Annotated in this window: 21 protein-coding genes and 2 tRNA genes; 6 read left to right on the top strand and 17 right to left on the bottom strand. The window is 44.4% G+C overall.

From position 1 onward, the window contains the following. The first annotated feature begins 4 nt into the window (after positions 1-4). Together infB and FTU00_RS06560 are read left to right on the top strand one after the other, a co-directional pair. A complete protein-coding gene (gene infB / locus FTU00_RS06555) occupies positions 5-2,716 on the top strand; it encodes a translation initiation factor IF-2 (protein WP_180011351.1) in 2,712 nt (903 codons plus the stop codon). Beyond that, positions 2,716-3,120, top strand: coding sequence for a ribosome-binding factor A (locus tag FTU00_RS06560; RefSeq protein WP_054580942.1), 405 nt, complete (start codon positions 2,716-2,718; stop codon positions 3,118-3,120). Before infB ends, FTU00_RS06560 begins: the two co-directional genes overlap by 1 nt. 80 nt (positions 3,121-3,200) lie before the next feature. On the opposite strand, the gene FTU00_RS06565 is transcribed toward FTU00_RS06560, so the two are convergent. From FTU00_RS06565 to FTU00_RS06615, 11 genes are all read right to left on the bottom strand, one after another. Beyond that, positions 3,201-3,599, bottom strand: coding sequence for a Na+/H+ antiporter subunit G (locus FTU00_RS06565; RefSeq protein WP_005233541.1), 399 nt, complete (start codon positions 3,597-3,599; stop codon positions 3,201-3,203). Positions 3,600-3,609: 10 nt separating this feature from the next. After that, complete coding sequence (locus tag FTU00_RS06570) at positions 3,610-3,885, bottom strand: monovalent cation/H+ antiporter subunit F (RefSeq protein WP_004787192.1); 276 nt, start codon at positions 3,883-3,885, stop codon at positions 3,610-3,612. Next, entirely contained in the window at positions 3,882-4,400 is a 519-nt protein-coding gene (locus tag FTU00_RS06575; RefSeq protein WP_180179373.1) for a Na+/H+ antiporter subunit E, read from the bottom strand. The genes FTU00_RS06570 and FTU00_RS06575 overlap by 4 nt, the downstream gene beginning before the upstream one ends. Further along, positions 4,400-6,208 (bottom strand): monovalent cation/H+ antiporter subunit D, encoded by a 1,809-nt coding sequence (locus FTU00_RS06580; RefSeq protein WP_179992190.1) that lies wholly within the window; start codon positions 6,206-6,208, stop codon positions 4,400-4,402. The genes FTU00_RS06575 and FTU00_RS06580 overlap by 1 nt, the downstream gene beginning before the upstream one ends. Next, complete coding sequence (locus FTU00_RS06585; RefSeq protein WP_004787185.1) at positions 6,208-6,573, bottom strand: Na+/H+ antiporter subunit C; 366 nt, start codon at positions 6,571-6,573, stop codon at positions 6,208-6,210. The genes FTU00_RS06580 and FTU00_RS06585 overlap by 1 nt, the downstream gene beginning before the upstream one ends. A gap of 4 nt (positions 6,574-6,577) precedes the next feature. Further along, complete coding sequence (locus tag FTU00_RS06590; RefSeq protein ID WP_180179374.1) at positions 6,578-9,415, bottom strand: monovalent cation/H+ antiporter subunit A; 2,838 nt, start codon at positions 9,413-9,415, stop codon at positions 6,578-6,580. Positions 9,416-9,852: 437 nt separating this feature from the next. After that, positions 9,853-11,247: an AAA family ATPase gene (locus FTU00_RS06595; protein ID WP_180179375.1), complete on the bottom strand. Its 1,395-nt coding sequence runs from the start codon at positions 11,245-11,247 to the stop codon at positions 9,853-9,855. Between the two features lie 39 nt (positions 11,248-11,286). Further along, positions 11,287-12,789 carry an AAA family ATPase gene (locus FTU00_RS06600; RefSeq protein ID WP_180179376.1) on the bottom strand — a complete coding sequence of 501 codons (1,503 nt, stop codon included), beginning with the start codon at positions 12,787-12,789 and terminating at the stop codon, positions 11,287-11,289. A 19-nt stretch (positions 12,790-12,808) separates the two neighbouring features. After that, positions 12,809-13,591, bottom strand: a complete 783-nt coding sequence (hisIE, locus tag FTU00_RS06605; protein WP_159122705.1) for a bifunctional phosphoribosyl-AMP cyclohydrolase/phosphoribosyl-ATP diphosphatase HisIE — start codon at positions 13,589-13,591, stop codon at positions 12,809-12,811. 215 nt (positions 13,592-13,806) lie between these two features. Continuing rightward, a complete protein-coding gene (locus FTU00_RS06610; protein WP_166136366.1) occupies positions 13,807-14,694 on the bottom strand; it encodes an SDR family NAD(P)-dependent oxidoreductase in 888 nt (295 codons plus the stop codon). A gap of 295 nt (positions 14,695-14,989) precedes the next feature. After that, positions 14,990-16,267 (bottom strand): bifunctional O-acetylhomoserine aminocarboxypropyltransferase/cysteine synthase, encoded by a 1,278-nt coding sequence (locus FTU00_RS06615; protein WP_180016608.1) that lies wholly within the window; start codon positions 16,265-16,267, stop codon positions 14,990-14,992. A 319-nt stretch (positions 16,268-16,586) separates the two neighbouring features. On the opposite strand from FTU00_RS06615, the gene ettA reads away from it, so the two are divergent. Further along, entirely contained in the window at positions 16,587-18,248 is a 1,662-nt protein-coding gene (ettA, locus tag FTU00_RS06620; RefSeq protein ID WP_005233568.1) for an energy-dependent translational throttle protein EttA, read from the top strand. A 42-nt stretch (positions 18,249-18,290) separates the two neighbouring features. On the opposite strand, the gene FTU00_RS06625 is transcribed toward ettA, so the two are convergent. The 6 genes from FTU00_RS06625 to FTU00_RS06650 all read right to left on the bottom strand — a co-directional run bounded on the left by FTU00_RS06625 (position 18,291) and on the right by FTU00_RS06650 (position 21,702). Beyond that, positions 18,291-18,701: an SEL1-like repeat protein gene (locus FTU00_RS06625; RefSeq protein ID WP_180179377.1), complete on the bottom strand. Its 411-nt coding sequence runs from the start codon at positions 18,699-18,701 to the stop codon at positions 18,291-18,293. A 317-nt stretch (positions 18,702-19,018) separates the two neighbouring features. Further along, on the bottom strand, positions 19,019-19,360 hold the full coding sequence (locus tag FTU00_RS06630) for a hypothetical protein (RefSeq protein WP_004787163.1): 342 nt from the start codon (positions 19,358-19,360) through the stop codon (positions 19,019-19,021). Between the two features lie 143 nt (positions 19,361-19,503). After that, a tRNA-Glu gene (locus FTU00_RS06635) sits at positions 19,504-19,579 on the bottom strand. 36 nt (positions 19,580-19,615) lie between these two features. Continuing rightward, positions 19,616-19,691: transfer RNA gene (locus FTU00_RS06640), tRNA-Ala, on the bottom strand. A gap of 57 nt (positions 19,692-19,748) precedes the next feature. Beyond that, entirely contained in the window at positions 19,749-21,257 is a 1,509-nt protein-coding gene (gltX, locus tag FTU00_RS06645) for a glutamate--tRNA ligase (RefSeq protein WP_180104165.1), read from the bottom strand. A gap of 139 nt (positions 21,258-21,396) precedes the next feature. Then, the gene (locus FTU00_RS06650; RefSeq protein WP_159122701.1) at positions 21,397-21,702 is read right to left on the bottom strand and encodes a hypothetical protein; all 306 of its coding nucleotides are present in this window, start codon (positions 21,700-21,702) and stop codon (positions 21,397-21,399) included. A gap of 390 nt (positions 21,703-22,092) precedes the next feature. Between FTU00_RS06650 and FTU00_RS06655 the strand changes: the two genes are divergently transcribed. From FTU00_RS06655 to rsmH, 3 genes are all read left to right on the top strand, one after another. Continuing rightward, complete coding sequence (locus FTU00_RS06655; RefSeq protein WP_180002754.1) at positions 22,093-23,097, top strand: sulfate ABC transporter substrate-binding protein; 1,005 nt, start codon at positions 22,093-22,095, stop codon at positions 23,095-23,097. A 242-nt stretch (positions 23,098-23,339) separates the two neighbouring features. After that, complete coding sequence (locus FTU00_RS06660; protein ID WP_004787154.1) at positions 23,340-24,359, top strand: sulfate ABC transporter substrate-binding protein; 1,020 nt, start codon at positions 23,340-23,342, stop codon at positions 24,357-24,359. A gap of 190 nt (positions 24,360-24,549) precedes the next feature. Then, positions 24,550-25,461 carry a 16S rRNA (cytosine(1402)-N(4))-methyltransferase RsmH gene (gene rsmH / locus FTU00_RS06665; protein ID WP_180104162.1) on the top strand — a complete coding sequence of 304 codons (912 nt, stop codon included), beginning with the start codon at positions 24,550-24,552 and terminating at the stop codon, positions 25,459-25,461. The last annotated feature ends 6 nt before the right edge of the window (positions 25,462-25,467 follow it).

Here is a 25,467-nt window from a genome sequence, read left to right on the forward strand (position 1 = left end):
GTATATGACGGACAAGTCGATTAAAGAGTTAGCACTCAGCGTGGGTCGCCATGTTGATAAGCTCCTAGAGCAGGTTCGTGAGGCAGGTTTACCACAGCGTAAAGCTGACGATATTATTACCACCGAACAACAAGACCGCTTAATGAATCATGTGAAAAAGACACAAGGTTCGGATGGCCATGCAGGACAAATCACGTTGAAACGTAAAACGACCAGTACTGCTAAAGTGGCAAGTACTTCAGGTAAGGCGAAAACGATTAATGTAGAAGTTCGCAAGAAACATACATTCGTCAAGCCAGACCCGGAACAAATTAAAGCAGAAGCTTTAGCGAAGGCTCAAGCTGAACAGCAAGCGAAAGCAGAAGCTGAACAGAAGTCAGCTCCAGCTAAAAAACCTGCTGATGCACCTAAATCAGGTACAAACAATGCAAGCAAAGCCCTAGAAGCAATGCGTGCAGCTCAGAAACAAGAAACTGAGAAACAGGAAACACCTAAAGCAGCTGTTGTGGTAAAACGCAAATCAACTAACAAGCCGATTGTGAAAGCAGCGGTTAAACAAGTTGAAACAGCAGAACAGAAAAAAGCGCGTGAAGCTCAAGCCGCTCAATTAAAAGCAGCTGAAGAAGCAGCACGTCGCAAGGCAGCTGAAGAAGCACAACAACGCACCCTTGAGCAAATGCGCAAGATGGCGTCGAAGTATTCTTCTGAAGATACCACTGCAACTATTCGTGTGATTGATGATTCTCCACTTGCTGCTGGTCTGGTTGGCCAGGCATATGAAGACTCATTTGCGAAAGAAGACCGCGAAATTAAACGTGGTACTAACACTTCAAATACACGTTCACCGAAAAAAGGTGGTCGTCGTGGTGAAGAGCAGTCTTTCCGTGATAACTCACACAAACGTGGTTTGAAATCTAGCCAAGCGAACAAGCATGGTTTTGAAAAACCAGTGAAAAAACAGGTTTATGACGTTGAAATCGGTGAAACGATTGTCGTTGCTGACCTGGCTGCGAAAATGGCAGTTAAGGTTCGTGAAGTGATCAAGTCACTGATGAAAATGGGTGAACTGGTTACTCAAAACCAGGCGATCGATCAGGAAATCGCGGCTCTTGTGGTTGAAGAAATGGGCCATAACCCAGTACTGGTTTCTGAAACTGCAGTTGAAGATAACCTGCTTGAACAGGCTGAAGAAGCTCGTGGTGCGCAAACCACTCGTGCGCCAGTTGTGACTATCATGGGTCACGTTGACCATGGTAAAACATCGCTTCTAGACCGTATCCGTCGTGCCAAAGTGGCGCAAGGCGAAGCAGGTGGTATTACCCAGCATATCGGTGCTTACCATGTAACGACTGATAAAGGTATTATCACATTCCTTGATACTCCGGGACACGCAGCGTTTACTGCAATGCGTTCACGTGGTGCCAAAGCGACTGATATCGTAGTTCTGGTTGTTGCAGCAGATGATGGCGTGATGCCACAAACTGCAGAAGCAATCGATCACGCACGTGCAGCGGGTACGCCAATCATTGTTGCAATCAACAAGATGGATAAAGACTCAGCTGATCCAGATCGTGTATTGAACGAATTGACCACCAAAGAAATCGTACCTGAAGAATGGGGCGGTGACGTTCCTGTAGCGAAAGTATCTGCACATACTGGTGCCGGTATTGATGAACTTCTTGACCTGATTTTAATTCAGTCTGAATTGCTTGAATTGAAGGCGTCTGAAGAAGGTGCGGCACAAGGTGTTGTGATTGAAGCGCGTGTTGATAAAGGCCGCGGTGCAGTGACTTCTATTCTGGTTCAAAACGGTACGCTGAAAGTGGGTGACCTGGTACTTGCTGGTTCATCTTATGGCCGCGTTCGTGCCATGACCGATGAAAACGGTAAACGTATCAAGTCTGCAGGTCCTTCGATTCCAGTTGAAATTCTGGGTCTTCCAGAAGCGCCGATGGCAGGTGACGAAGTTCTTGTTGTGAATGACGAGAAGAAAGCACGTGAAGTTGCCGATGCGCGTATGGATCGTGAACGTCAAAAACGTCTTGAACGTCAATCTGCAATGCGTCTTGAAAACATCATGGCGTCTATGGGCAAAAAAGATGTGCCGATCGTCAATGTGGTATTAAAAACTGATGTACGCGGTACATTGGAAGCTCTGCATGTTGCATTGGCTGAGCTTTCAACGGATGAAGTAAAAGTACGTATCATCGGTTCTGGTGTTGGTGCGATTACTGAATCTGACGTAACGCTTGCTGAATCTTCAGAAGCGGTTCTTCTTGGCTTTAACGTACGTGCCGACAATACTGCACGTCAAAAAGCAGATGCAGACAGTATCGACATTCGTTACTACTCAGTGATCTATCAATTGATTGATGACGTGAAAGCAGCGATGAGCGGTAAGCTGGCTCCTGAACACCGTGAAACCATCTTGGGTGTTGCTCAAGTACGTGAAGTGTTCCATTCAAGCAAATTTGGTGCTGCAGCAGGCTGTATGGTACTTGAAGGCGTATTACACCGTAACAAACCGATTCGCGTATTACGTGATGACGTGGTGATCTTCCAGGGCGAGCTAGAATCTCTTCGTCGCTATAAAGAAGTGGTGGAAGAAGTTCGTGCCGGTATGGAATGTGGTCTTGCGGTGAAAGGCTATAAAGACATCAAACCTCTCGACAAGATCGAAGTGTATGATGTGCAATTGATTAAACGGAGTCTTTAATGGCGGGTAGTCAACGTCTGAAGCGTATGGCGGATACGGTACAACGCGAGTTGTCCGAACTGATCCGTCAGGAGCTGAAAGATCCACGTCTGGGTGGTCTGGTGACCATCTCAGCCGTGAAGGTGAGCCCAGACTTAGGATATGCTGAAGTTTATGTCACAGTAATGGGTCGTGAACTTGGTGATGAGCAAAGTGAAGCGGCAAATAAAGAAACGCTGGATGTCCTGAATAAGGCATCTGGGTTCCTGCGCCATGAACTGGGCCGTCGGATCAAGACACGTATTACGCCTCGTCTACGTTTCCATTATGACAAAACCAATGCATATGGTAACTATATGTTTGGTCTGATTGCTGAAGCAGTGAAGGATTTACCTCCTGCTGAAGACAAGAAAGATGAAGAATAAGCTTTTATAAAGCTCAATAAAAAAGCCACCTTAGGGTGGCTTTTTTATTGCTAAACTTTTTAAGTAAAACTGGCTAACTATTACTTTGAATCCTGGTCATTCATTTTCTTTTCATAAAATGCACGACGGCGGGTTTTCTGCCAAGGCAATGGACGTTCTAGTGTTTCTGGCACTTCACCACTCATCGAGCGCAAACGTAAATGCAAGGCCGCTTGCGCCATCAGGTTGGCAGATACCGGTGCAGTAATGAAGGCAAACAGGGTAATCAGTACTTCAGCAAACCCTAAACGACCATAGATAGCCGAAAAAATAATAGAAGCGATCAGAAAGCTTCCCAAGCCTAGGGTACTGGATTTAGTCGGTGCATGCAGACGCATAAACAGGTCAGGTAGACGTATCATTCCAATACCACCCACCAGCATAAAGAACGCGCCAATCAATAAAAAAATCGAAACTAGTATTTCTAAAATCAAAGGCATTTAAAAACTCCTAGTCGATGACATGGCCAGTGGTGAAATAGCGGGCAAGGGCAGCGGTAGAGACAAAACCCAGCATGGCCACCAGTAAGGCACCTTCAAACATGAAAGTGCTGCTCCAGTAAATTCCCAGAATCACCACCAGACAGGTTGCATTTAAAAATAGGGTGTCCAGTGCCAGCAGACGGTCAACGATTGAAGGGCCCATGACCAGCCGGATCAGACACAGCAACATGGAGATCGTGACAGCACCCAGACAAATCAGCAATGCATAAGGCAGAATAGTCATGCTTCAGCTCCTGATTGTGCGCTAAAAATTTTAATCAAAGGTTGTTCATAGCGCTGTTTGATGGTTTCAATTTCAGCCTCTTCATCATCCGTACTTAAGGCATGCACCAGAATATCGCCACGGTCCTGATCAATCCCCGCAGAGACTGTACCTGGTGTCGTGGTAATAATCATTGCCAGCAACGTATTCACTTCTTCATGTTCGGTATCCAGCGGTACCCGAAACCATTTGGGATGCAGATTTTTGGTCGGTCCCAGCACCAGAATCGCTACCTTAATGTTTGCGACAATGATGTCCCAAACAACGATCCAAAACAGGCGCATCGCCGGGATCCACCGGATATTCGGCGTGTAATCAATGAAAGGGGCGACCATTCGCGGAATCAAGATGGCCAGAAATAGTGCCATGAGCATTGTGCCGGCTTCCATATTATGGGCCAGCATGACCCAGCTCATCGCCACAATCACGGAAACGAAAGGATGAGGGAACCAGCGTTGAAGTAATGATTTAGCCATTAAAGTCCCTCCGCCGGTTTAAGTTGATTGTCGTCGTATTTGTTCTGTTCAATATACTGTTTATCAATCTGACGCTGTTTAAATTCAGAAATATGGTCGCCATTTAAGGTGTTTTCTGAAATGACATAAGGAATCAGATGCGCATTTGGATCAGGCGTTTCACCACCGTATTTGGTTTCTGGTAAATAACCCGGATCAAATGGCTGTACACTGATGAACTTACCTTCAGCATCACGTTTTAATAATGCTGCTTCATAAATCGGATTGGTCTTAATCTGTGCTGCGGTCTGATAATTATATTGATAAATCGGTGCAGCAAAAACAACATAGGCTGTCAGACTGAGCAATAACAGATAAATGACCCGGTCATTTCGTGCCGGTGCCTTGCTGGGTAAGGCTTCATATTTGCTGAATTCTTCAGAATTTTCATCCTGTTCCGGTCGGCTTGAACGCCAGAACAGAATAAAACCGACCCGGGTAAAAGCTAGAATACTCAGTAAGCTGACCAGTAGAACCGTAAAGATAATCAGCATTTGATGCTCAGACTGTCCTGAAGCTTGCAGGATAAACACTTTACCGAAGAAGCCACTGAAAGGTGGCAAGCCGGCCATCATCAAGGCAATGATGAAATACACAATAGAAACCAAAGTATTCTGTTTCATCTGTGGTGCAATTTTAAAGTGATCTTTAAATTCACCGCGTTGTGAAGTAATCCAGCCACACAGGATATAAAACGCTGCGCCAATCAGGGTACTGTGCACCATATAATACAAGGCACCTGCCCAGGCTTGGGTACTGTTCATGGCAATCGCAATCAGAATGGTGCCGACTGAAGACAGGATCATAAAGCCGACAAAACGGCGTAGACGTTCAGTCCCAATGGCACCGAATGCACCATAGAGTGATGTAATCACACCAATGGCCAGCAGACAGTTCATCAGGATCTGATGGCTGTATTCATCATCAAATACGGTGCCATTGACGCGGATAATCGCGTAGATCCCGACTTTGGTCATGATGGTAAACAGGGCAGCCACTGGAGTAGTGGCAACAGCATACGTTTTAGGAAGCCACAGGCCTACCGGTAACATGGCTGCCTTGATCCCGAACACCACAAATAGCATCAATCCGCCTGCAACGGCCAGCTTATGTTCATCGCCTGCCAAAGTTGGCATCAGACGAGCAACATCAGCCATATTCAGGCTGCCGACACTGCCATAAATCATCCCGAGTCCGATCAGGAACATGGCAGAAGCAAGCAGGTTAATAGCCACATAATGCACACCGAGCTGAAAGCGTGCCTTGCCTTGCCCATGCAAAAGCAGGACATAGGATGCCATTAACAGGATCTCGAAGAACACGAACAGGTTAAACAAGTCACCGGTCAGGAAGGCACCACTAAGCCCCATTAATAGAAAATGGACCATGGCATGGAAATAACGCCCGCGAATATCCCATTCTTTGCTGGCATACCAAACGATTGGCAAAGCGAGTGTATAGGTCAGTACCAGCATCAAGGCAGAGAGCTGGTCCAGGACCAGCACAATACCAAAAGGGGCGGCCCATTCACTTAAAGTGTAGACACTAATTTGCCCTTGGCTGCTATTGATCAGATAGCCAATCGCCATAATCAAACCCAATAGGGTCGAAATATGACTCACGCCACGACGCCAAGGCTGACGCCAGTCGGTAATCAGAGAACCGGAACCCGGGTTACCCAACAGTACTAGAATAAAGGCAGTAAAAGCCGGTAAAAGAATACTGAAAATAGGGGTGTGTTGATTCAAGAAGTTGAGAAGATCAGTCATTACGGCTCATCCTCACGTGGGTCATGTTGCGGTATCTCTTCTTTGGAATCAACGTGATCTGTTCCTGATTCATAACGGCTACGTAAGGCCAGCTGTACAATAAAGGCGGTGGTGGCAAAACCGATTACAATTGCGGTTAAAACCAAGGCCTGAGGTAAAGGATCGGTGACCTGCGTGGCTTCGGTGAGTACTGCAGGTGAATTCATCTGAATACGGCCCATGGCAAATAAAAACAGGTTCACTGCATAACCAATCATGGCCAGTCCGAGGACCACCGGAAAGGTACGTGCCCGCAGAATCAGATAGATCCCGGTGGCAGTGAGTAGGCCAATTGCTGAGGCTAATAAAAGTTCTAAACTAATCATTCTATTATCCTCTTGGTACTGGGCCAGTCATACTTGAGTGACGGGAGTCACCCAGAACGGAAATCATCAGCATGGTCGCACCGACTACGGTGACATAGACACCGACATCAAATAGTGCAGCAGAAGCCAGATGCATATCGCCAAGTAATGGTGGATGAACATGAATATGGGCACTAGTCAGGAAAGGACGTGACCAGAACCAGGCTGCGATACCGGTTAGGCCTGCAATAGTCAGGCCGATACCAATCCAGATTTCATAGAGACGTCCAGATTTAGCTCCCAGCATTTTTTCTGCATGATCCTGACCAATGGCAACGTATTGAATGATCAAGGCCAATGAGGTGACCAGACCGGCAATAAAACCGCCACCCGGAAGATTATGGCCGCGCATAAAGATATACAGACTAACCACCAGTGCTACCGGCAAAATCCATGATGCAGTAATTCTTAGCATCAAAGGGGAGGGGTTAAAACGGTAAGTCAGGCCTTGGGTAATGGTGGTGCCATGAGCACGCATACCATCCATCAGACTTAGTACACCAATGGCGGCAATCCCGAGTACGGTAATCTCGCCAAAGGTATCGAAACCACGGAAATCGACCAGAATTACGTTGACGACGTTTGTACCGCCACCAAGCGGAATCGATTGTTGGATGAAGAACCAGGAAATTGAATTATGGTCGCGCGTCATAACCAGCCAGGCAACTGTTGCAATTCCTAGACCCCCGCAGACCGCAATCACTGCATCTCGCCAGCGTCGGGTCGGGCTGGATTCATAAGGTGTGAGTTGTGGCAGGAGTGACAGGCTCATTAGTAGCAGAACCGTCGTTACTACATCGACTGTAATCTGGGTCAAAGCCAGATCGGGTGCCGAAAAACCAATGAAAACCATGGTGACGACCAGACCGACCGCACCGCTGATCAGGATGGCTTTAATCCGTTCATGATGGAACCACAGCATCATCCAGCAGGCTGAGAACAGCAGTAACCATAGAACGATGGCCAGAACTGGTGCATGGGTCAGTTCGCGGCTACCGGTGTCGATCCCATTGACGACGAGTGGATAGCCCACCAGACCAATGGTAAACAGCACCGTCCACAAAATATAACTTTGCAATTTGCCATTTTCAGTCGCACGGCGGAAACGTCTTGAATTCAGTAACAGATTTTTCAGGAACAGATCAAACAGTACACGGCCTTGCAGTTTGCCCAGTTTTGGATCCAGATCAATTTCCCGGATCGCACCGCCTTTGGCCAGTGCAAAATAGAAAATTGCACCGCCGAATATCGCGATGATACTCATCACCAAAGGCAGATTAATACCGTGCCAGAGGGCGAGGTGAGTTCCTTCAAAGGCGAAATTCTGGGTTGACGCTTGTGTGGTGCTATTTACAATCTTTTCGACCAGCAATCCTGGTAACAGACCAACTGCAATACACAGAAAAGCCAGTAAGATAGCCGGTGCACGCATACCAAATGGCGGCTCATGCGCATCTTTATTTGGGACTTGCTGGCCTAAGGGGCCATCAAAAAACACGCCATGTACCAGGCGAATCGAATAGGCGACAGCGAAAATCCCGGCCAGTGTTCCTGCAATAGCAGCACCGACCATGACTGGGCCACTTAAGTTTGCGACCAGTTCGGTAAAGAACATTTCCTTGGACAAGAAACCATTGGTTAATGGAATACCAGCCATGGAGGCGGCGGTGATCATAGTCAGTGTTGCGGTAAAAGGCAGCATTTGCCAAAGACCAGACAATTTTCGCAGATCACGAGTACCGGATTCATGGTCAATAATCCCGGCAATCATGAACAAGGCAGCTTTAAAGGTTGCATGGTTAATGATATGGAAAATTGCTGCTGCGACGGCTAGTGGTGAGCCAATACCCAGCAGACACATGATCAGGCCCAAGTGGCTAATAGTTGAATAGGCCAACAGACCTTTCAGATCTTCTTTAAAGATGGCAAAGAACGCTGCCACACACAGGGTAAATAACCCGATAAAAGTAACAATATTATGGAACAGTGCCGCGCCTGCAAAAATCGGCAATAAACGTGCGACTAAAAACAGGCCCGCTTTGACCATGGTGGCAGAGTGCAGATAGGCAGACACCGGCGTCGGTGCTGCCATGGCATTTGGTAACCAGAAGTGAAACGGGAACTGCGCACTTTTGGTAAAAGCACCGAGTAAAATTAATAATAATGTCGGTACAAATAGGGCATGCGCCTGAATCTGTTCGCCCATCATCAGAATCTGGTCAATCTGATAGGTACCCGTCATCTGTCCGAGCAGAATAAATCCACCCAGCATAGATAAGCCGCCCATCCCGGTAATGGTTAGAGCCATGCGTGAGCCGCGTTGGGCCGCTTCGTAATTGCTCCAGTAACCAACCAGCAGAAAGGAAGAAATACTGGTGAGTTCCCAAAAGATCAGGAGAATCAGAAGATTATTAGACAATGAAATGCCGAGCATCGCTGCCATAAACAGCATCAGCAGGAAATACAGTTTACTCAGGGAGTTTTTAGGGCTGAGATAGTAATAGGCATAGATATAAATCAGGGTACCAATCCCACTAATCAGCAGAGCAAACAGCATGCCCAAAGCATCCAGCCGGAAACTGAAATCGATTCCAAGCTGGGGTAGCCAGGACCAGGTCTGGGTAATTACCGTTCCATTAAATACAGCAGGCGCCTGACTCAACAGTAATAAGAAACTGCTGAGGCTGACGGCAATTGCTCCTAAAGCCGTTACCCCGCGTGAAAATTGCTTCAGCCACGAGACAAGGGTTGTGCCTAATACTAACGGTAACAATATAATAATTGGCAGCACACTCGTATCCATTGTCGTGATATAGGTTAAGGTCAACCTAGGGTGAATCTTTATCTTTCAAGGATTACAGGACCGCAAAGAGCGACCCAAAACTTCTCGATCTTGAAAGCCAGAATGATATTCAAACAGAATAAAACAGTTGTATTGCGCAACTTATAAACGATAGCAAATTCCGATTTTACAACGAAAATTGCAAGTAAAACCGATCATATTACAGGATAACCACAACATCAATGTTTTTATGTAGAACTTGTAGATTATACGTAAGCTTGGTTTTGATATGGGGTGCATGCTTGAACATCTCGTACAAATTTGACCGAAAATAAAGATCAAAATCCCTGCATTTATTGATAAAAATTTATAACTTCTTGATCAGAAATGCAGAAAATCAAAACCTATTCTTGCATCCTGATTTTAGTTTTTAAATTGCATTATCGTTTCAGCGCTATTTAAGAAGATTGAGGCAGGCTTTGTGAATTATCCTGACTCAACAGTTGTAAAAGTTCTTGCTGCTGTTCTGTGCTTAGCTGTTCCTGAATCAGTTGCAAAACAGACTGAGCCGTCAGGTTGACTATTTCTGGTTCCTGAAGTGCATCTTCAACTTTTTCTATCTCTGAATGATTCTGGCTCATCTCAAGCGGCAACTCTGCATAAAAATGATCATACTGAACCTGCATTGGATTTAGATGGATGGGATGCAACTGTTTATTTTCCAGTTTTAGACACTGAAAATCCTGAGCCTGCTCCAGCAATTCCGGCCGGTTTCCAGTCACAATAATCTGCAAGTTAGGAAACGCCTGATGCAGACGCGGTAAAATGACGGCGGCCATGTCCTGATCCAGTTGATGATCAATTTCATCAATCAGTAAAATGCCAGTACCTTCCTGACAGGGAAATAAGCTGTGCGGATTAAGCAGACAAAGGCGCCGTACAACATCTCCCACCAGTGCAATCCAGTTCCGGATACTGCTCGACAACTGCTGAAAGCTAAAGGTGTGATCCTGATAACGCACCATCAATTGCAGCTTGGGCTGGTAGTCCAGATAAATCTGGCTAAGTTCTGGTAGTACAATGGATAAAGCTTCACGCAAGGCAGTCAGGCTCGGTGTATGCATATGTGCTTTAGCTTTTTCAATTTGCTGGACCAGCTGATCTGCCTGTATATCATCCGATTGCTGTAGCGCCTGATCTAGAATCTGGTCAATGATCTTGGCACTTTGTGCATTTTCGATATCACTGATTTCACGAAACCATTCAAAGAAACGTGCAAAAGTCGTAAAAGGGATAGCAGTAATTTCATAGGCATGCGCAGTCTGAAAAATGGCCTGATTATTTTTGCTGAGTAAATTGATTTCATTGACGAAGCGTTCAGCCGGATAATAGGCGACCATAGGCAGACCGAGCAAAGGGTCATGTTGTCTTGCCTTTTGATAGAGATTCACCATGGCATCGAGTTGCTGGGTTTCCGCTTTGGCAAAGCCAATGCCCTGACTATTTAAGGTTTTATATAACTGCCAGGAACAGGATTGGGTAGGGGCTGCTTCTCCCTGTGCTGATTCAGGCAATGATCCCAAATCATCAGGAAAACGCACCTGGATATCAATTTTGGATTGCAGGCGGTTTTGCAGGATATCCTGATCCAACATGCTTAAACCTGCGGTACGCAAGTCACGAAAACGTGCAGAAAACCAGGTCAAAGCCTGATAACTCAAGCGCAGCAAGGTGGTTTTACCGGAACCCTGATCACCCAGAATTAAAGTCACAGGTGTTTTTTGCAGATCAAAATCGAGCTGAATATTAGAAAAGTGCAGAGCATGTTTGAGTTGTATTTTTTCGATGTGCATGGATCACCTGTGCCGTGATTTTTACATCTATGTTTTACCTTAGCCAACGGCTTGGCGCAGTGACTGTGGCATCCTGATTTTCAGTTGTTGAATGAGGTCATAAATGTGATGAATATTTAAGCTTACTTTAGCACGAGTACAGGCCACGTAAAGCAGACGTAACTCTTCGTCACTAATTTTATGGTCTTTCTCATTCAGCTTGAACTGATAGTCATCTTCAATATGCACACGATCCCATTCCAGACCTTTGGCCTTATGCGCGGTAGAGATGATGTAGTCCGCTTGTCCGATTGGGGTGATTTTGGCGAGGGCAGTTTTCAGGGGATCAGTGCCATGTTCATCGACCAGTTTGACTAAAGGCTTGATATCACTACCTTCATTGGTCTCACAGTATTCGTGCACATCATGCCAGGAATTAAACCAGGCCAGTTCAGGTACATCAACCACACGTTTGCCCTGTTTCAGTATGGCAGCCGCATCAACAAAACGGTTTAATTTAACATGATCCGCTTGCAGACTCACTTTATCGCCACGTACTAAACCGGCAAGTAATAGTTCCATAGCACGCGCATTGGTCCGGCATAGAATCGCATCGCGTAATTTAGTGTGCGGTTTATTGACGACTTTGGAGTTTAAGTGCGGATTACCGAGTAGGGGCACGGTTTCATTCAATGCTCCCAAAATCGCATTGGCATTTAACGCAATTTCAGGCCCGAAACGGAATGAAGTGGTCAGACGAGATTCGGGTAGCGGCAGCTGCTGCATGGCATTCACTGCGCCACGCCAGGCATAAATCTGCTGATGCGCATCGCCGACATAGATGACCTGAGTGCTACGCTGTTTCAGCAAAATTCCCAGCATCAGTGGGTCGGCATCCTGTGCTTCATCAAACAGCACATAGTCGGCAGGAATATTGGGCTCAGACAATGCCCAAAGTTTCAGGTAAATATCATGCCCAATCCCGGCCTGATGATTGGGATCAATTGACTCTAACCAACGCCGTTCAACTGCTGGATAAAGTTTCTTTTGCAATGCTTCAATATCATCTGGGTGTAGCCAGCTCGGTGCCTGAATATGTCGCGGGGCGGGATATTGCGAACTGGTCGAGCAGAAATAGCCGACTGCGTTCGCAACCAGACTGGCCAGACGCGAAGGCATCAGTACATATTTTTCATAACGTCCGCCCATCATCCGGCGCAAGGTCATGGGCTCAAGACGATATTCCTTGGCAATAAAGCTTGGACTTAAACGCGGTAGGCGTAGCTTATCCGTGACTCCACGTGGAACACTGCGAAAAGCCAGGGAGTGAAACGTTCGGCAGTCCACACCCCGATGAAACTTGTTTTGTGCTTCTGAGGCAATGGATTTATTAAATGCCAGATACATACCGCGCCGTTCCGGCATGGCATCACTGATCATTTGCAGGGTCGTAGTTTTACCTGTGCCCGCATAGGCAATGACTTTAAAAGATTTTCCCAGACGTGCGTTATCAATGGCAGTGGCCTGCTCATAGGTCGCTTTGGGTTTTTGCAGATCAGACACAGGTAGATTCATTCACGACTTAATGTTGACGATTGGCTTTTTCAACCAGACCGGATAGACCCTGACGGCGTGCCAGTTCATTCAGGACCAGTTGTGGATCCAGGTCGAAGTAACCGAGCATCACAATGGTATGGAACCACAGATCAGCCACTTCATAGATCAGGTCATTCTTGTTGTCTTCAGAGGCTTCAGTTTTGAAATCTTTAGCCGCGATCACGGTTTCAAAGCTTTCTTCACCGACTTTTTCCAGAATCTTATTTAAACCTTTATGGTACAGCTTGGCCACATAAGAGGATTCCGGATCGGCTTTCTTACGCTCTGCCATCATCTCGCCCAAGTATGACAATACTTCAACCTGTTCAGACTGAGCGGTTGAGGCATTCATGGCAAGCGTATGCGGATTTGTTGATTTTTCACCATAAATTGCTGCTGGATCTTTAATTTGTGCATCCACAATTTCCCAGCCATTTGGTGTCAGTTTACGGTAGAAACATGATTCACGACCAGTATGGCAGGCAATACCACCATGCTGTTCAATCTGTAAAATAATCACGTCAGCATCACAGTCCAGACGGATTTCATGTACAGTCTGGAAATGACCAGATTCTTCACCCTTATGCCATAACTTGTTACGTGAACGGGAGAAATATACCGCCTGATTTTTTTCAGCAGTTAAAGCCAGCGCTTCACGGTTCATCCAGGCGACCATCAATACACGACCAGTTTGATGGTGCTGGGCAATGGCAGGGATCAGACCTTGTTCGTTAAATTTTACTTCATCGAGCCATTGCACGTTGTTCATAAGGGTTTCCATTAATTGAATCAGAATATAAAAAGATGGATAGGAAATATCCGTCCATAGTGTACGTGATCTCGACGCATTTGCGGCAAAAATCTGTGCCTGAAAAGACAGGATGTGTCGTTAGGCGCATTCAGATTATAAACCTGAGCGACTGAATCTCTAAAGTGCAGAAATAAAATAGCCGCCCTTAGGCGGCCAGAATATTCTTGAAGAAATTACCAGTGCTCGCCCGGGAAGATCCGCGCATAGGCCTTTTGTACCCAGTTCAGTTTTTGCGGCTGACCCACTGATGCTGAAGAGCTTGGGAACAGGTTATAACCGATCGACATCAGGACATTGTTAATGTCTGGTGCAATCGCATAGGTAATCGAAGCCAGACGTCCCAAATTGGTCGCCACTTTCTTCGGACGTTTCACAATCGCATAAGCAATCAGTTCGGCTGCCTGTTCCGGAGACAGGGTAGGCACATATTTATAGATCTTGGTCGGTGCAATCATTGGCGTACGAACCAAAGGCATATAAATCGAAGTGATCGCAATTTTATGTGAATGGACTTCTGCAGACAGACAGCGGCTGAAAGCATCCAGTGCGGCTTTAGATGCGACATAAGCCGAGAAGCGGGTAGCATTCGCCAATACACCAATCGAGCTGATATTGATGATATGACCTGCACGGCGAATCATCATTTGCGGCAGGATATTCATCACCAGACGTACAGCACCAAAATAATTTAGCTGCATGGTACGTTCAAAATCATGAAAACGATCTACTGATTCATGCACCGCACGGCGAATCGAGCGGCCCGCATTGTTAATCAGGATGTCGATATGATCGACTGAAGCAATAATCTGTTTGGACACTTCATCAATGGATTCCATGTTGTTGAGATCACATGGAAATACTGAAGCTTTACCGCCCTTGGATTCAATTTCTTTTTTTACTTGTTCTAGGGTGTCTTTGGTACGCGCGACCAGTAAAACATGTGCGCCAGCATCTGCCAGCTGATGTGCCGTCGTTAAACCTATACCACTGGATGCGCCTGTAATAAGGACAGTTTTACCTGCAATACGTTTTTCCAATTGTTTCTGTAGTCTAGTTTTCACGTTTGTTATCCCTAATTTGAAGACTGCGTTCAAATTATTTTTATTAAAAAATCAAAGATGGCTCTAACAGAGATAAGAGCGAAGATGAGTACTAATATGATAACTAATTATTTAAGAAAATCTATACATTAAACTATTGAAAATAAAATAAAAATTAGAGTAATTGCTCTATTTGTGTTCGCCGTTTCAATTGATTTTTATCATGAAAATAAATCACAAAGCAAGTGATTGTATTCAAAAAATAAATAAAAAAACTCCAGCATTTTTGCTGGAGTTTTTTGCTTTAAAATGGCGCTTAAACTGCTGCGAGAGACTGTTCCAGATCCGCAATCAGGTCATCAATGTGTTCAATCCCGATCGATAAACGTACCATATCTTCACTTACACCAGCCGATTTGAGCTCTTCAGGATTAAGCTGGCGGTGGGTGGTGGTTGCCGGGTGGCAGGCCAGACTCTTGGCATCCCCAATATTGACCAGACGAGTGAATAATTGCAGGGCATCGATAAAACGGGCACCGCCTTCACGACCACCTTCTACACCAAAAGTCAGAATGGCAGACGGTTTACCTTTCACATATTTTTGTGCCAAAGCATGCTGCGGGTGATCTTTCAGACCGGCATAATTGACCCATTTTACTTTTGGATGTTGTTGCAAATATTCTGCAACCTTCAGCGCATTTTCGGTATGACGTTCCATACGCAGGCTCAAAGTTTCCAAGCCTTGCAGAATTAAAAATACATTTTGCGGGCTGATCGCTGCCCCGGTATTACGCAGAGGTACGACACGAGCACGCGCGATATACGCCGCTTCACCTAAAGCTTCAACATAATTAACACCGTGATAACTCGGATCAGGTGTATTCAGAGCAGGGAAACGCTCGGCATGTTGACCCCATGGGAATTTACCGCTATCCACGATAATGCCGCCAATCGAATTCCCATGACCACCAATATATTTGGTCAGTGAATGCACCACGATGTCGGCACCGAAATCAAAAGATTTCTGTAGGACTGGTGTCGCTACAGTATTGTCGACGATGACTGGTACGCCATATTCATGGGCAATTTTGGAAATCGCTTCGAGGTCAATAATATTACCCAGCGGGTTACCAATTGATTCCACAAAAACCAGTTTGGTCTTGTCATCAATTAGGCCACGTAATGCTTCCGGGTCTTGATAATCAAAGAAGCGAACTTCGATCCCTTGTTTAGGCAGCGTATGCGCAAACAGGTTATAGGTGCCACCATATAAAGTGGACACCGAAGCAATATTGTCACCCGCTTCAGCAATGGTCTGAATCGCATAGGTAATCGCAGCCATACCCGAAGCCAATGCCAGCGCACCAATCCCGCCTTCCAGAGCTGCAATACGTTGTTCTAGCACCGCTGTGGTAGGGTTCATAATGCGGGTATAAATATTGCCCTGAACTTTCAGGTCAAACAGATCGGCACCGTGCTGAGTATTGTCAAAGGCATATGAGGTGGTTTGATAAATTGGCACTGCCACAGCTTTAGTAGTAGGTTCCGGGCTATAGCCTGCGTGAATCGCTAAAGTTTCTGCTTTATGAGTCATGATCGTTGGTCTTCTTGTGTTTTTAGCTGTAATGAAACTGCTCAAATATTAGCACTTGAAATATGAAGAAAAGTGCATATTTATTCAAATGAATATCTTAATTAACGATATAGCATCAATAAAATAATGCAAGTTTAGGTGTCAGAAATGCTGTTTGAAAAATAAACAGGATTAAACTTGTAACAAGGCATTAACTTCACGTGAATGGCTTATGTTTTGAAGACTTTCTGCGTATAATAGCCGATTATTTTTTCGCTCATGATTGAGCAGGGGGAGTTTGTTTCTTCCCCCATTTGGTTTTTCAATTGAGGAGTCCTACGTGGCCCAATATATTTATACGATGAACCGAGTGTCCAAGATGGTTCCGCCAAAGCGCGAAATCCTCAAGGATATCTCCTTATCATTTTTCCCAGGCGCAAAAATTGGTGTGCTTGGTCTGAACGGTGCAGGTAAATCTACTTTGCTTCGTATTATGGCGGGCGTAGATAAAGATTTCTCTGGTGAAGCACGTGCGCAACCGGGTATCAAAATTGGTTACCTCGAGCAAGAACCACCACTTGATCCAACCAAAGACGTTCGTGGCAACGTTGAAGACGGCGTACGTGAAGCACTTGATGCATTAGAGCGCCTTGATCAGGTATTTGCAGACTATGCAGATCCAGATGCAGACTTCGATGCACTAGCAAAAGAGCAGGAAAAACTGGAAGCAATTATCCAGACTTGGGATGCGCATAACCTGAATAACCAGCTGGAACAGGCTGCAGCAGCATTAAATCTGCCTGCATGGGATGCAGATGTAACCATGCTTTCAGGTGGTGAACGCCGTCGTGTTGCATTGTGCCGTTTGCTGCTGTCTAAACCAGACATGTTGCTTCTTGACGAACCAACCAACCACTTGGATGCAGAATCTGTATCTTGGCTGGAACGCTTCCTGAAAGACTTCCCGGGCACTATCGTGGCGATTACGCACGACCGTTACTTCCTGGATAACGTGGCCGAGTGGATTCTGGAGCTTGACCGTGGACATGGTATTCCTTACCAAGGTAACTATTCTTCTTGGCTGGAACAGAAAAATGCGCGTTTAGAACAAGAGAACAAGCAGGAAGAATCTTTTGCTAAAGCATTGAAAAAAGAACTTGAATGGGTTCGTTCAAATGCGAAAGGCCAGCAGAAGAAAAACAAAGCACGTATGGAGCGTTTCGAAGAGCTTAACTCTCGTGAATTCCAGCAACGTAACGAAACATCTGAAATCTATATTCCACCTGGTCCGCGTCTGGGCAACAAGGTGGTTGAAGTTGAAGGGATTAGCAAATCGTTTGGTGACAAACTGCTGTATAAAGACTTGTCTTTCACAGTACCACCAACAGCGATTGTCGGTATCGTAGGTCCAAACGGTGCAGGTAAAACTACATTGTTCCGTATGATGACGGGCGAACAGCAACCCGATACTGGTACAGTGACTTTGGGTGATTCTGTAAAAGTTGCTTATGTGGGTCAGATTCGTGACACCCTGGATGACAATAAAACCGTTTGGGAAGAAGTGTCTGGCGGTCTGGATATCCTGAAAGTGGGCGATTACGAAATTGCATCTCGTGCTTATATTGGGCGCTTTAACTTTAAAGGCCAAGATCAGCAAAAACGTGTAGGTGAATTGTCAGGTGGTGAGCGTAACCGTTTACAACTTGCGAAAATCCTGCAACAAGGTGCGAACGTAATCCTGCTCGATGAACCATCAAACGACTTGGACGTAGAAACTTTACGTGCGTTAGAAGATGCAATTCTGGTCTTCCCGGGCTGTGTGATGGTGGTATCGCATGACCGTTGGTTCCTGGACCGTATTGCGACTCACATCTTGTCATTTGAAGATGAGACTCCAGAATTCTTCACCGGTAACTATACCGAGTTTGAAGAGTATCGCCGTAAGAAATATGGCGATGATCTGGCAGCGAAGCGTCAGAAATACCGAAAAATTGGTGCTTAATCAAAGCGCATAAAAAAACCAGCCTTTGGGCTGGTTTTTTATTTAATATTGGACACTCATTTGGCTATAAGTATTTGATAACAGCCGCGCAGCTTTTAAATGACCTTGCTGTTTAGCCTTATTCAGCCATTCTTCAGCATGAAAATAATTCTGATCTAAACCCAGACTACCTTTAAGAAAGTGTTTACCCAGTCTATATTGTGCTTCGGCGTGACCACGTGTTGCTGCACTTAAGTAATTCCAGAAAGCATTGCGTTGATAATTTTCTTGCTGCTCTAGCTGCGTAATTTGAAATTGTTCAGCTTGGCGTTGCTTTAAAATATGGCAAAGCTTTTCAAACTGTACAGCTTCCAGATAATAGGTGTCTGCTTCAGAAATATAATTTTCCATTTCTGAACCTGTTGGCTCATCATGAGAAAACAGAAAATGTATGACTTTTTTAAGTTTAAGCATTTTTATTCCTCACCTTTGCCATTATTAACAATTAATTAAACTATCCACTAAAGACTACAATATAAAGCGGTTTTATTTCGGTAATGAATTACATGCATTTAGTCTCATATTGATATTTTTGTGTATTTAATGAGCAAAAACAAGCAGTAGAAATAAAAAAACTTCATTTTAAAAGTGAAGCAAATTGGAAGAAATATGAATTTGTTGTTCTAGTCGACACTTTAATATTGGATGGTAGAAAATTTAGTTTTACTAATAAAAAAATCTTGCATAAGCATGCAAGATTTTTAGCTTTGAAAATGAGTGAACTATAGAAATCAGATTTCCCACTCATGATTGCATTCACGGCATTTCCATTTCTTTTGGCTTTGCATGAAAGCCTGCATAGAAATTTTAAAATCAGGCAAATCTTTATAGAACATGAAGCCTGCGATCAGACAGATAATAAACACGATCACAGTGGCGGTCTGTAAAGTCGTACCTGCACCATCTCCAAAAATCCACATCGCGATGCTAATGATGACCAGCAGCAATAATACAAACAGGGCAGGCACCAGCATGATCAGGCTTTTAGGCACGACAGGACGCGCCGCTGGTTGACCTGGCTGAGCCACAGGCATGATTTTTGGGCTTTGACATTTAGGGCAACGATATTGCATTACAACTCCAAAATTCTAAATTACTGATTATTTTATCGGAAGATACGCAAAAACCGAAATACCGCCAATATAAAACAGACAGACAATAAAAAACCCAAGTCACAATGCTTGGGTTTTTTATTAAGATGTTGCCATCTTGAATATGGCGTCCCTACGGGGATTCGAACCCCGGTTACCGCCGTGAAAGGGCGATGTCCTAGGCCTCTAGACGATAGGGACAAATGAGGCAAATACACAGGTAAAGCAAGACTTATTTGGTGGAGTCAAGGAGGATCGAACTCCTGACCTCTACAATGCCATTGTAGCGCTCTACCAACTGAGCTATGACCCCAGTCTGTGTGAGCGCTATATTATGGATATAACGCTCAGCCGTCAACTAAAAAATAAATTAAGCTTGATCAACTGCTTCATTTTTCGGCAGTTTCAGACTCTCATTTAGTTTTTCCCAAGCTTTTACTTCTTTCTTGCTAGGAGCACCGACCACTTCCAGCGCGTGGCGCAGACGGGCAAAAGTTAGATCCGGACCAATAGTGACCATGGTCTGCATGACTGGGGTAGAAGCGGTTGAACCGGCAATCGCAATAAAGAACGCTGGCATAAAGTCACGTAATTTAATGCCCATCTGATTCGCCAGATCCATCAACGTTTGGCTAACAGTGTCATTGTTCCAGGTGAACAGGCTTTCTAGACGCCAGATCGCAAATTGCAGGCTTTGACGCACTTGTTCTTCAGAAAGTTTTTTGCTTTCGAACTGTTCTTTAGTCAAAGTCGGGAAATGGTTGAAATAATGCGCTGACCAGTTCACTGCTTCAGACAGCAGATTGATCCGTGGTTGAATTGCAGCAGCGATTTCTTCCAGTTTGGCACGGTCTGCTTTCCAGGCCAGTAAGGTATCTAACAGTTCAGCAGGAGAGAGGGCTTTAATCCATTGACCATTCAACCAGTTGAGTTTTTCAACATCAAAGATTGGACCACCTAGAGAGACACGGTTAATATCAAAGTGTTCAATCATTTCAGCCAAAGTGAATTTTTCACGCTCATCTGGCATTGACCAGCCCATACGGCCCAGATAGTTCAGCAATGCTTCTGGCAATACGCCGATATCTTTGTAGTAGTTAATTGAGGTCGGGTTCTTACGTTTAGACAGTTTTGATTTGTCCGGGTTACGCAGTAGAGGCATGTGGCACAGGACTGGCATGTCCCAACCAAAGTATTTGTACAGCAACTGATGTTTCGGTGCAGATGGAATCCATTCTTCACCACGAATCACATGGGTAATTTGCATCAGGTGATCATCAACCACGTTTGCCAAATGGTAAGTTGGCAGACCATCCGTTTTTAGCAGAATTTGCATGTCAACTTGCGCCCATGGAATTTCTACTTCACCACGGAGCATGTCATTAAAGGTACATACCCCTTCAGTCGGCACTTTCATACGGATCACGTGCGGTTCACCAGCTGCCAGACGACGTGCCACTTCTTCTTTAGACAGTTTTAGACCGCGGCCATCGTAGCGTGGAGTTTCGCCACGAGCCTGCTGTTCAGCACGCATTTCATCCAGTTCTTGCGCTGTTGCAAAACAGTAGAAAGCATGACCTTTATCTACCAGTTCTTCTGCGTATTTTTTATAGATGCTCATTCGTTCTGACTGACGGTACGGTGCATGTGGACCACCGACATCTGGGCCTTCTGACCAGTTCAGGCCTAACCAGCGTAGGGAGTCCAGAATCATTTTTTCAGATTCAGGAGTAGAACGCAGCTGATCCGTATCTTCAATACGAAGAATGAATTCGCCACCGTGCTGTTTGGCAAAACACAGGTTGAACAGGGCAATATAGGCAGTTCCCACATGCGGGAAACCGGTAGGAGAAGGTGCAATACGAGTACGAACAGTCATAACCGGATCTAATCTTAAATATAAAATTGCAGCTATTATAACGAAAAAGCCACATCACTTAATGCTTTATTCAACATTGAATGATGCGGCTTTTCAGGATGAGCAAAATATAACGAATGTGGAGAACTAAAACTAAGTCTTATGAATTGCTCGGAGAAAAGATACTTTGCACAAAGCGGGTAAAGCGCAAGTTTTGAGCTGCAAAAAAGCTTTGAGTCGGATTTGATTTGAACGCAGTCAGCGCTTTAAGTTCATCCTCAGTATGAAAAGCATTTTTATCAGCTTTATGTTGCTGAATTGCTTTTTCAATTGGTGAGGTTTTCACTTCAATTGCACTTACAGAGGCTTTAGGTAGCTCTGTTTTCACAACTACGGCATGGCCAAGTTGAATCGAGAACAGCGTGATAAGACTTAGGATGCTGGCTGTAAATATTTTAAATTTCATATCCAAACTTCCTCCTTGGCTCTGGTTAATCTTGTTTTGTTAAAAATGTTGTTATAATACTGGCTACAATCTAATCACATTCAGATATGAAAAAGTAGAACCAAGTCACATTTTTTACAAAAAACTAATATTTCTCTGTGGAAAATTCCTAAATCTCAGGATTTCCACATTTAAGTTGCCTATTTGTAACAGATAACTGTGTAGAGATCGTGAAGAACTGTCTTATATTGTAGCAGGATATTAAATTTTTAGGGGAAAATGTATCCGAAATGAATTGTGAGCATATATATCAAAAATAGAATATGATTGGATAAAATATTATAAACACATGATTGTTAAGTAATTTTTTTGTTTATATAGTGCTGAGTAAATTAGCAATGAGTGCCCATCATGAAAAAGATAATAACTTCTACTATTTTAGTATTACTTGGCGGAAGTGCCATTCCTGGCTATGCTGCTAAAGACTTTCTCAATGTTTCCTATGATCCGACCCGTGAATTCTATCAGGAATATAACGAAGAGTTTGGCAAGTTCTGGAAACAGAAAACCGGGCAAGCGGTCAATTTCAAACAGTCGCATGGCGGTTCAGGCAAACAGGCACGCTCTGTGGTGGATGGTTTGCAGGCCGATGTAGTCACTTTGGCACTGGCCAATGACATCGAAGAAATTGTCAATGCAGGCTTAATTGAAAAGGGCTGGCAGAAAGAGTTCCCAAGTAATTCGGCTCCTTATACCTCTACGATTGTATTTCTGGTTCGTAAAGGCAATCCAAAACAGATTAAAGACTGGAATGACCTAACCAAACCAGGCGTTGAAATTATTACGCCAAACCCAAAAACTGGGGGTGCACCGCGCTGGATTTATTTGTCGGCTTGGGGTTATGCCTTGAAACAGCCGGGTGGTAATGATGCCAAAGCCAAAGAACTGGTGAAAAAACTCTATGCCAATGTCAAAGTACTGGATTCAGGTGCGCGTGGTTCCTTAACGACCTTTGCTGAACGCGGAATCGGCGATGTATTGCTCTCTTGGGAAAATGAAGCGTTATTGGCTACGCAAGGTCTGGGTAAAGATAAATATGAAATTGTTTATCCTTCAATTTCTATTCTGGCTGAGCCTTCAGTGGCGATTGTCGACAAGACCGTAGATAAAAACGGCAACCGCAATTTGGCTAAAGGTTATTTAAACTATTTATATTCACCAAAAGGGCAGGAGCTGGCAGCGAAATACTACTTCCGTCCACGTGATGCCAAAGCAGCAGCAAAATATGCGGCGCAATTCCCAAAAATCCAGACTTTTACTATTGATAAAGTCTTTGGCGGCTGGGCAAAAGCGCAGAAAACCCATTTTGTGAATGGAGCCATCTACGATCAAATCTCTGCGGAAAACCGTAAATAATTCTAATTACTGAACCATAAGTAGAAAGCGGATAATTTATTATCCGTTTTTTTTATATCTAAAGCATAAAATGCTATAAAAATAGAATAAGCCTTTAATCTAGATATTTTTATTATATAAAACATGAAATTAAAACAAAAAATAACTAAATATTACCCTGTATGCACTTTGTTTGCTCAATTGCGAAAAATAACTTTATTTCATATAGTTATATCTAATGAAGATAATCTCCCGATGCTCTTATGAAAACTCAATTAAAATCACTGGTTAGTGCTGCCTTATTGGCAACAGGTCTGACATTTACTGCAACTGCGAGCCAAGCCGCGGATCGTGAATTCCTGAACGTTTCTTATGATGCGACCCGTGAATTCTATGACGAATTCAACAAATCTTTTGGTGCCTACTGGAAAAAACGAACCGGTATTGATGTGAACTTTAAACAGTCTCACGGCGGTTCAGGTAAACAGGCCCGTTCTGTGGTCGACGGTTTAAAAGGTGATGTGGTTACTTTGGCATTGGCAAACGATATTGAAGAGATCGTAAGATCTGGTCAGATTCAGCCAGGCTGGCAAAAAGAGTTCCCGCATAATTCTGCACCTTATACTTCAACGATTGTCTTCATGGTGCGTAAGGGTAACCCTAAAGGAATTAAAGACTGGAAAGATCTGACTAAGCCGGGTGTAGAAATTATTACACCGAACCCGAAAACTGGTGGTTTGCCACGTTGGGTCTATCTGTCAGCTTGGGGTTATGCAGAGAAACAGCCAGGTGGTAGCAAAGCAAAAGCTCAAGAATTTGTCGGCAAGCTTTATAAAAACGTAAAAGTGATGGACTCTGCTGCACGTGCATCGATGACCACATTTGCTGAACGTAATATTGGTGATGTGTTGTTAACTTGGGAAAATGAAGCCCTAGTAACACAAAAAACTCTCGGTAAAAATAAGTTTGATATCGTTTATCCATCTTTGACCATTCTGACTGAACCCTCTGTAGCCATCGTAGATCGTACAGTGGATAAAAATGGCAATAAATGGTTAGCTAAAGGTTATATCAACTATCTTTACTCTCCACTTGGTCAGGACATGGCAGCACGACATTTCTACCGTCCACGTAATGAGAAAGTATTAGCCAAATATTCATCACAGTTCCCAAAAATTAAAACCTTTACCATTGATGAAGTATTCGGTGGCTGGGCCAATGCACAGAAAACTCACTTTGTGAATGGCGCAATCTTCGACCAGATCTATAACTCGAAGCGTTAATCTGTTGATTAGAAAATAAATTTAAAATATAAAAAAGCTTCCTCGATGGAGGCTTTTTTATCGGCTGTCGAAAAATAAAAACGGTTTTCTCTATAGAAATTAATATTTATCTACAAAAAGTCGTTTGGAGCTTTAGCTAAACAGAGTGATAATGTGCAGTTAAATTTTTCGCCCTATTGATTGAGTTTTTATGTCACATATTTCTGTATTACTTCACGAAACGATTGATGCCTTACTGGCTGGTCGCAATACGGGAATTTATGTGGATGGAACCTTTGGCCGCGGTGGGCATACACGTTTATTGCTTTCCAAATTGGATGAAAATGCACGCGTCTACGCCTTCGATAAAGACCCGCAAGCATTGGCTGTTGCCGCAGAACTGGAACAGGAAGATTCACGTTTTAAAATTATCCATGCCAGCTTCGCTGATTTAAAACAGGCACTGGCTGAGCAGGGGATTGAAAGCGTGGATGGTGTGATGGCTGACTTAGGGGTGTCTTCACCGCAGCTGGATCAGGCAGAACGTGGGTTCAGCTTTATGAAAGATGGTCCGCTGGATATGCGTATGGACAACTCGCAAGGCCCGACTGCAGCAGAATGGCTGGTGGATATTGAAGAGGAAGCACTGGCCAATGTGATTTTTCAATATGGGGAAGAGCGTTATAGTCGCCGTATAGCCAAAGCGATCAAGGCTGCCGGATATATTGATACCACAGCCAAACTGGCGGAAATTGTGAAAGTTGCCCATCCAAAATGGGAAAAAAATAAACATGCTGCCACCCGAACTTTCCAGGCAATTCGTATTGCTATTAATAAAGAATTAGAAGATATTGAAACTTTCCTCCCTCAGGCGGTTGAGATTTTAAAACCGGAGGGACGTTTGGCTGTGATCAGTTTCCATTCACTGGAAGACCGGTTGATTAAACAGTTTATTCAAAAAGAATCAACGCTTGAAGAAGATTCAGGCTGGGGAATGCCGCAACAACAAAAGGATACGCGACGTTTAAAGAAAATCGCCCGGGTCAAGGCAAGTGATGAGGAAGTTAAAGCCAATCCTCGTTCACGTAGCGCATGGCTGCGCGTGGCAGAACGTTTAGCTTAATAGGCA

It is taken from the genome of Acinetobacter sp. YH12041 (assembly GCF_013419975.1).
Lineage (GTDB): Bacteria > Pseudomonadota > Gammaproteobacteria > Pseudomonadales > Moraxellaceae > Acinetobacter.

Excerpts from the sequence above, each read along its gene's own strand:
- FTU00_RS06570 (WP_004787192.1), bottom strand. The coding sequence starts at position 3,885 with ATGACTATTCTGCCTTATGCATTGCTGATTTGTCTGGGTGCTGTCACG.
- infB (WP_180011351.1), top strand. The coding sequence starts at position 5 with ATGACGGACAAGTCGATTAAAGAGTTAGCACTCAGCGTGGGTCGCCAT.
- FTU00_RS06565 (WP_005233541.1), bottom strand. The coding sequence starts at position 3,599 with ATGCCTTTGATTTTAGAAATACTAGTTTCGATTTTTTTATTGATTGGC.
- gltX (WP_180104165.1), bottom strand. The coding sequence starts at position 21,257 with ATGACTGTTCGTACTCGTATTGCACCTTCTCCTACCGGTTTCCCGCAT.
- FTU00_RS06630 (WP_004787163.1), bottom strand. The coding sequence starts at position 19,360 with ATGCAATATCGTTGCCCTAAATGTCAAAGCCCAAAAATCATGCCTGTG.
- rsmH (WP_180104162.1), top strand. The coding sequence starts at position 24,550 with ATGTCACATATTTCTGTATTACTTCACGAAACGATTGATGCCTTACTG.
- FTU00_RS06650 (WP_159122701.1), bottom strand. The coding sequence starts at position 21,702 with ATGAAATTTAAAATATTTACAGCCAGCATCCTAAGTCTTATCACGCTG.
- FTU00_RS06585 (WP_004787185.1), bottom strand. The coding sequence starts at position 6,573 with ATGATTAGTTTAGAACTTTTATTAGCCTCAGCAATTGGCCTACTCACT.
- FTU00_RS06560 (WP_054580942.1), top strand. The coding sequence starts at position 2,716 with ATGGCGGGTAGTCAACGTCTGAAGCGTATGGCGGATACGGTACAACGC.
- FTU00_RS06615 (WP_180016608.1), bottom strand. The coding sequence starts at position 16,267 with ATGACTCATAAAGCAGAAACTTTAGCGATTCACGCAGGCTATAGCCCG.
- FTU00_RS06660 (WP_004787154.1), top strand. The coding sequence starts at position 23,340 with ATGAAAACTCAATTAAAATCACTGGTTAGTGCTGCCTTATTGGCAACA.
- FTU00_RS06580 (WP_179992190.1), bottom strand. The coding sequence starts at position 6,208 with ATGACTGATCTTCTCAACTTCTTGAATCAACACACCCCTATTTTCAGT.
- FTU00_RS06575 (WP_180179373.1), bottom strand. The coding sequence starts at position 4,400 with ATGGCTAAATCATTACTTCAACGCTGGTTCCCTCATCCTTTCGTTTCC.
- FTU00_RS06590 (WP_180179374.1), bottom strand. The coding sequence starts at position 9,415 with ATGGATACGAGTGTGCTGCCAATTATTATATTGTTACCGTTAGTATTA.
- FTU00_RS06595 (WP_180179375.1), bottom strand. The coding sequence starts at position 11,247 with ATGCACATCGAAAAAATACAACTCAAACATGCTCTGCACTTTTCTAAT.
- hisIE (WP_159122705.1), bottom strand. The coding sequence starts at position 13,591 with ATGAACAACGTGCAATGGCTCGATGAAGTAAAATTTAACGAACAAGGT.
- FTU00_RS06625 (WP_180179377.1), bottom strand. The coding sequence starts at position 18,701 with ATGCTTAAACTTAAAAAAGTCATACATTTTCTGTTTTCTCATGATGAG.
- FTU00_RS06655 (WP_180002754.1), top strand. The coding sequence starts at position 22,093 with ATGAAAAAGATAATAACTTCTACTATTTTAGTATTACTTGGCGGAAGT.